We start from the raw sequence: 6,632 nt of genomic DNA, 5'->3' as shown, positions 1-6,632 counted from the left end.
TAATGGCAATAATATAAATAACGGTGAGAAACATCTGCCTACATCCTAAATCACGGCGTAAAGTGTGCGCTATTTTAAGACAAACTTAGATGAATTGTGCACAACATTGCTTAAATTTTTTCCCCGAACCACAAATACAAGGCTGTTTCATCGTGATTGGCATATCCAAGGTTGGATCAAGGAAATACCAGCGCTGTTGATGCAAAACAAAATGTGAAATTTCATGATGAATATGCTGCTGTTTACCATCTTGATTTTGACCACAGTAATGCGCTTTGAACTCGACCAAGGCGTGCGTTTTATCGAGCTTTGGCTGATGTTGCAACACTTCTAATTTCAACCATTGATTCGATTTGCTCCAATCTGCAATCGCAGCACGATCTAAATATGTCTGCTGCCCAGTGGCAGTGGTCGACAATATATAATCCACTTGTTGCAAAGCAAAGGCACTATAACGAGAACGCATTAAATGCTCTGCATTTTGTGCATATTGCTGCTCTGAATGCAAAGGCTGACAACATTCAACATATAAGCCTCGCCCACATGGACAATTTTTTAGCAGTGTCATGGTTCTTTCTCAAATAAAAATAGCCTTGGGATCAATCATAAACTATTTAAGTTTCGTCTATGAAAACCCAAGGCTATTCGCTATTACGAATTACTTTTTCACGTACAGCATAGCTGTTCGCACAAAGCGTGACTGTATTTAATCTCGCTCTGGTTTTTCTTTAGCGATGATGCGCACTTTTTCAATTTTGTGTCCATCCATCGTCACTACTTCAAATAAGTAACCATCCGCTTCAACCGTCTCACCATTTTCTGGTAAACGACCTAAATGGAACAAGATATAACCCGATAAGGTTGAATATTCTTCACTTTCATCAACCAAGTCTTTACCCAATAACAAAGAAACGTGACGAATATCGGTTGAGCCTTCTAAGAGGGTTGAACCATCTTCTAGGCTTTCAGCCGCTGCTTCCAGTTCATCCTCATCGGGAAATTCACCTGCAATCGCCTCTAATACATCAATCGGCGTGGCAATCCCTTCAATCGAGCCATATTCATTCAACACAATTGCCATTTGTAATGGTGCTTGACGTAATTGCTCCATCACCATCAACACTTGCGCATTTTCATGAACAATCAATGGTTCACGTAAATGCTTAGCAAAATCAATTGCGCCTGTTTCGATGTATTCATTCAATACTTTATGAGTGAGTACGATACCTTCAATATTGTCTAATTCACCGCGTGCTACGATCAAACGCGAATGGGTCATTGCCATTAAACGTGCTTTTAACTCGTCAGGTTCAGCCTCTAAATCTAACCATTCAAGCTCAGGACGCGGTGTCATCACCGACTTTACTGGACGTTCAGATAAACCTAAAACACCTTGCACCATGACACTGTGATAAACCCCATTGTCTTCGTCAAAAACTTCTTTGGCATAAGCTTGTGTTGCCAGAACATCTTCAGCTTCGTTGTTCTGCCCTTCACTGCCTTTACCACCGAGCATACGCAAAACGGCTGACGCAGTACGATAACGTAAGTCCGTTGTCGTCACGAGTTTCTCTTGGTTACGGCGCATGGTTTGATTGACCATCTCGACCAATACAGAGAAGCCAATCGCTGCGTATAAGTAACCTTTAGGAATATGGAAGCCAAAACCTTCAACTACCAATGAGAAGCCAATCATCATTAAGAAGCCAAGACACAGAATCACCACTGTTGGGTGCTTATTCACAAAGTCCATCAGCGGTTTTGATGCCCAAAGCATAATACAAACAGCAATAATCATTGCCAGCATCATTACACTTTTATCTTTAACCATTCCCACAGCAGTAATGACACTATCTAAAGAAAAGACGGCATCCAAAACAACAATCTGAACAATAACCATCCAGAAGGTCGCATGTACGGGGTTTTCTTCTTTCAGTGTTTGGTGACCTTCGATTCGTTCATGTAACTCCATTGTGCCCTTAAATAACAAGAACACACCACCAAACAATAAGATCAAGTCACGACCAGAAAAAGCATGACCAAAAATATGGAACAATGGTTCAGTGAGTGTCACCACCCATGCGATAGCAGCAAGTAGTCCCAAACGCATGAATAAAGCGAGAATCAAACCAACGCGACGCGCAGTATTACGTTGCTCAGGTGGCAGCTTTTCAGCTAAAATTGCAATAAAAACAAGGTTATCAATACCCAATACAATTTCAAGCACCACCAAAGTTGCTAAACCTACCCATGCAGCGGGGTCAGACATCCATTCCAGAATCATTGATGTGACTCCTCGGCTAAATCAGCAATATTTTTATCAAGTGGAAAGTTTAAAAGATTGGCAGACGTCGCCAAAACATTTTTTTTAGGGAATAAGAATAAAGCGGAGCAACAACAACCACTACTCATAGAGGGACATGAATTAATAAAAGGATTTTCAGTATAGGCAAGATTCCAGCGAAATTCATCTATTTTATGTGGATGTTTTTTGCAAATTCTTTCTCATAATGGCAAACAGGCATTGTATGTAAAATGTGCATAAAACTGTCATAAAAGTGATTTAGCCTAGACAAGCACAATGAAAATGATAAGGTGAAAATAAACGAAATGAATAGTGTATTAAGAATGACTGAAAATAAAACGATTACTCTCCCAAAAACAACTCAACCTCTTATTGCTTTATATTGCGGTTCACGTACAGGCAATAAACCCATTTATCGTGATAAAGCCATCGAACTCGCTCAACACATTGCCAATCAAGGTTTTGGTATCGTTTATGGCGGTGCAAGTATCGGCTTAATGGGACAAGTCGCCGATACCGTACTGGAACATAGCGGTGAAGTGGTTGGTGTAATTCCTGAATTTATGCTGGATTATGAAATTGCTCACAGCAAACTCACTGAACTGCATATTGTAAAAACCATGCATGAACGTAAAGCGCTTATGGCTGAGCGTGCAAATGCATTTATTGCATTGCCTGGTGGTCTTGGAACTTTCGAAGAGATTCTCGAAATCGCGACATGGGGACAGCTCAACCAACATCAAAAACCTATGATCATTTATAACGTGAATCGTTTCTATGATGCGCTGATCGCACAGCTGGATCATGCTGTCGAAGAAGGCTTTTTACCTCCACAACATCGCGCGAAAGTAATCATCTGCGATACGCTTGAACAAATTTCAAGTGTCATCAAAAATCTAAGCACACCAACACATATCGAAGTTTAAGCAAAAATAGATAAAAAAGCGGATCATTTGATCCGCTTTTTTGGGTTTACTCTACTGCACGTTGATTTGGTAAATTGCAGTTGAACCACTCACTTCATTGCCCACCACCAAAAGCGGCTTACCGTTTGGTGCATCTTTAGCTGCAATAAAAATTAATCCTTCTGGCCCTAAATCACCTTGTTTCGCTGTATCTGCTTCAGCAAAGTTACGTGTGCTGAAATATTCAATAAACTTCGGCTGATTTGGCGTGCTGATGTCATACACCATAATGCCACTCATACGCTCTAAACCAATAAATGCGAAGGTCTTTTTGCCAATAGCACCCACAGCAATTCCTTCAGGTTCAGGTCCTTTATTATCACTACGGTCATCAAAGGCAGCTTCTTCGTGATCACTGTTAAAATACGCTGGGAACAATTCTGCTGTTTTCTTCTCAAACTCACTGCCTGAATCCCAAACGAGCTGACCTTGTGTATTCCAAATGCTAAATGAGCGTGCACCATATGCATAAAGCTTGTCATAGGTTAATAAACCGTTGGCATCTAACTTTGGTGAACCATCGGCATTGGTTTGATAACCCATATTCCATGCAATATTCAAACGCCCGAGATTCGGGTCTTTACGGCAATCACCCGCTTCAGTCGCTGTTGCACCACAGTAAGCAAAAGTAACTGGGTTGAGTTTTGCACCTTTCACACCATTCGCAAACTTCTGTAAATGCGCAGGATAATCTCCATCTGCATTGAAACCTTTGCTATTAAACAAATGTTTCATTCGAATATTTTCAACATAACCTTTGGTCTTGTCCCCAGCAAAATAAGCATCTTCATCAGCCAACCATTCACGGCTATCGCCTTCATTTGCAGTAACTAAATAAGTTTGTCCATTGGCTTGATAATTGGCAATCGAATCAGGTTGATACATATCTACAAGACCTGCCCACGTTTTAATATTGATCAATCCATCTTTATCACTGACATCTAACTCATTGCCCACTTGACCATGATCTTTGTAACCCAATGGGTAAATGTCCGTTACTTTTTGCTGTGCAAGATCAATGCGTGCGATTGCGTTATTTTCCTGCAAAGTCACCCATGCAGTTTTGCTGTCAGCAGAGACCGTGATGTATTCCGGCTCTAAGTCTTGAGCAACGGTTGCATTTGGCCCAAAAATACGCACACCTTTTGCGATCAAATCGGCTTTTTGGTTATTCCATGCTTTAAAATCTGCAACACTGGCTTTCGGTTGTTGAATATTACGCACATCAATAATGCTGACCGAACCTTCAGGATCAATAGAATAATCATCATTCGGTTCAGCCTCATTTGCGACCAGCACCGTATTGCCATCAGGACTAAAAGCCACCATATCAGGCAATGCGCCAACTGCAACTTTACTGATAAAACTCAAATCCTTCGCATTAAAGAAAGCGACAATTCCCACATCTGTTTTATTGGCTGCTTGTACAGCAATCGCAACGATTCCATTTTTCACGGCAACACTATTTACTTCTGAATCTGTCAAATAGGCGCGTGCAGAAAGCTCTGCAATATGCACAGGCTTTTCGGGTGCTGAAACATCTAATACATCAACTAAGCCTTTTTGGGCATTTACGACAAATAGACGTTTGGTTGCTGCGTCATAGGCAGGAATTTCCGCAGCGCTTTGAGCAAATATATTGGTTTCATATCGACCCAATAAGCTGAGTTTAATCGTCTCAGGTGTAGGATCAACTACTTCAGGCGTATTGTCGTGGTTGTCATTATCATCATTACAAGCAACCAACCCCGCAGACAGCATTGCTGCCAATAAAACTGAAATCTTAAATTTCATGCTCAATTTCCATACAATTCTTTTATATGGCTAATATAGTGTTGTGAGGTGCAAGTTCGATGACACTTTCATGTCAGTTCAATGACGACTCTTTGACAATTTTTGGCTTTATTTCAAGCAGAGTTGCTTTAAACTAAAGCTGACTTTTCATTCGTCACAACTTATGACAACGACCACGCATCAAGCTGTACAACCTGAATTTCGACTGTTGGTATTTTTGGTGTCGATTGGCTTTTTTATGCAAGCCTTGGATACCACGATCGTTAATACTGCTATTCCAGCGATGGCAGTACAACTCAATGAAAATCCCTTGCAAATGCATGGCGTCATTGTGGCTTATGTCTTATCCGTTGCAGCTTGTATTCCGTTAAGTGGCTGGTTGGCTGATCGCTTTGGTATTCGTAATATTTATCTCAGCGCAATGGTCATTTTCAGCTTGGCTTCTCTAGGTTGCGGTTTATCGCAAAACTTAGAACAACTGCTATTTTTCCGTGTGATTCAGGGCATTGGCGGTGCATTATTGATGCCTGTCGGGCGTTTGGCACTACTCAAATTGATTCCTCGTTCGCAATTTTTGTCAGCGATGAGTTTAATGAGCTTAGCAGGTTTGCTTGGGCCATTAATGGGACCCTCCTTAGGCGGTTGGTTGGTCGAGGTTAGTACATGGCACTGGATATTCCTGATTAACATTCCGATGGGGATTCTCGGGATGATCATGACCTTGAAAGTCATGCCGAATCAGAAAGAGCCTACGGTAAAACATTTCGATTTGAGCGGTTTTATTTTATTGATGGTTGCCATGGTTGGACTATCTCTCGGAATCGAAAACATTGCCTCACCGCAGTACTCACATTGGGTCAGTCTGAGCCTGTTAATCGTTGGGGTGATTGCAACCTGTAGCTATGCCTACCATGCCCATAGCCATCAAAATGCACTATTTCATGGACGTTTATTTCGCTACAAACTCTATTCGATCGGCGTGCTCGGTAACTTCTTCGCACGTTTAGGTAGCAATGCAATTCCATTTCTTCTCCCGCTGATGTTACAAGTTGCTTTTGGGTTTGAGCCATTTATTACCGGTTTAATGATGATCCCTGCTGTTTTAGGCTCTTTATTCTCGAAGCCAATTGTTCGTCCCTTAATTCAGCATGTCGGCTATCGTCGTTTCTTACTGACCAATACTGTGCTGGTTGGATTATGTATTATTAGTTTTTCGCTGATGACAGCAGCAACACCCCTTTGGCTGAAAGTTCTCCATCTATTTGTTTTTGGGACTTTAAATTCACTGCAATTTGTTGGGATGAATACATTTACCTTAAAAGATTTGCCACAACAAGATGCCAGTAGTGGCAATAGTTTCCTATCAATGATCATGATGTTATCCATGAGTATGGGCGTGGCGTTAGCAGGTACACTGATCAATACATTTGAGCAACATTTTACAACAGCGACCATCGACACCGCATTTCATGCCACCTTGATCACACTTGGCTGCATCAACATCATTACAGCAATTGTGTTTTGGCAAATTCCCAAAGACACAACAGACTAAAAAGAACGATCAACCC

At 41.3% G+C, this 6,632-nt stretch carries 5 protein-coding genes; 2 read left to right on the top strand and 3 right to left on the bottom strand.

Going from position 1 to position 6,632, the window contains the following annotated elements; translation table 11 throughout:
* Positions 1-85: 85 nt before the first annotated feature.
* Complete coding sequence (locus B4237_RS12165; protein ID WP_278595553.1) at positions 86-568, bottom strand: YchJ family protein; 483 nt, start codon at positions 566-568, stop codon at positions 86-88.
* A gap of 138 nt (positions 569-706) precedes the next feature.
* Positions 707-2,284 carry a TerC family protein gene (locus B4237_RS12160; protein WP_061517330.1) on the bottom strand — a complete coding sequence of 526 codons (1,578 nt, stop codon included), beginning with the start codon at positions 2,282-2,284 and terminating at the stop codon, positions 707-709.
* A gap of 326 nt (positions 2,285-2,610) precedes the next feature.
* On the opposite strand from B4237_RS12160, the gene B4237_RS12155 reads away from it, so the two are divergent.
* Complete coding sequence (locus B4237_RS12155; protein ID WP_031234828.1) at positions 2,611-3,231, top strand: TIGR00730 family Rossman fold protein; 621 nt, start codon at positions 2,611-2,613, stop codon at positions 3,229-3,231.
* 51 nt (positions 3,232-3,282) lie between these two features.
* Here B4237_RS12155 and B4237_RS12150 read toward each other — a convergent pair whose 3' ends face one another.
* Complete coding sequence (locus B4237_RS12150) at positions 3,283-5,064, bottom strand: choice-of-anchor I family protein (protein ID WP_278595554.1); 1,782 nt, start codon at positions 5,062-5,064, stop codon at positions 3,283-3,285.
* A gap of 163 nt (positions 5,065-5,227) precedes the next feature.
* On the opposite strand from B4237_RS12150, the gene mdtD reads away from it, so the two are divergent.
* On the top strand, positions 5,228-6,616 hold the full coding sequence (gene mdtD, locus B4237_RS12145) for a multidrug transporter subunit MdtD (RefSeq protein WP_278595555.1): 1,389 nt from the start codon (positions 5,228-5,230) through the stop codon (positions 6,614-6,616).
* Positions 6,617-6,632: the final 16 nt, after the last annotated feature.

The sequence above is a fragment of the Acinetobacter sp. UBA6526 genome (assembly GCF_002434875.1).
Taxonomy (GTDB): Bacteria; Pseudomonadota; Gammaproteobacteria; order Pseudomonadales; family Moraxellaceae; genus Acinetobacter; species Acinetobacter venetianus.
The sequence above is the reverse complement of the archived record's forward strand: the minus strand, read 5'-3'. Positions and strand labels throughout refer to the sequence as shown.

Excerpts from the sequence above, each read along its gene's own strand:
- B4237_RS12165 (WP_278595553.1), bottom strand. The coding sequence starts at position 568 with ATGACACTGCTAAAAAATTGTCCATGTGGGCGAGGCTTATATGTTGAA.
- B4237_RS12160 (WP_061517330.1), bottom strand. The coding sequence starts at position 2,284 with ATGATTCTGGAATGGATGTCTGACCCCGCTGCATGGGTAGGTTTAGCA.
- B4237_RS12155 (WP_031234828.1), top strand. The coding sequence starts at position 2,611 with ATGAATAGTGTATTAAGAATGACTGAAAATAAAACGATTACTCTCCCA.
- B4237_RS12150 (WP_278595554.1), bottom strand. The coding sequence starts at position 5,064 with ATGAAATTTAAGATTTCAGTTTTATTGGCAGCAATGCTGTCTGCGGGG.
- mdtD (WP_278595555.1), top strand. The coding sequence starts at position 5,228 with ATGACAACGACCACGCATCAAGCTGTACAACCTGAATTTCGACTGTTG.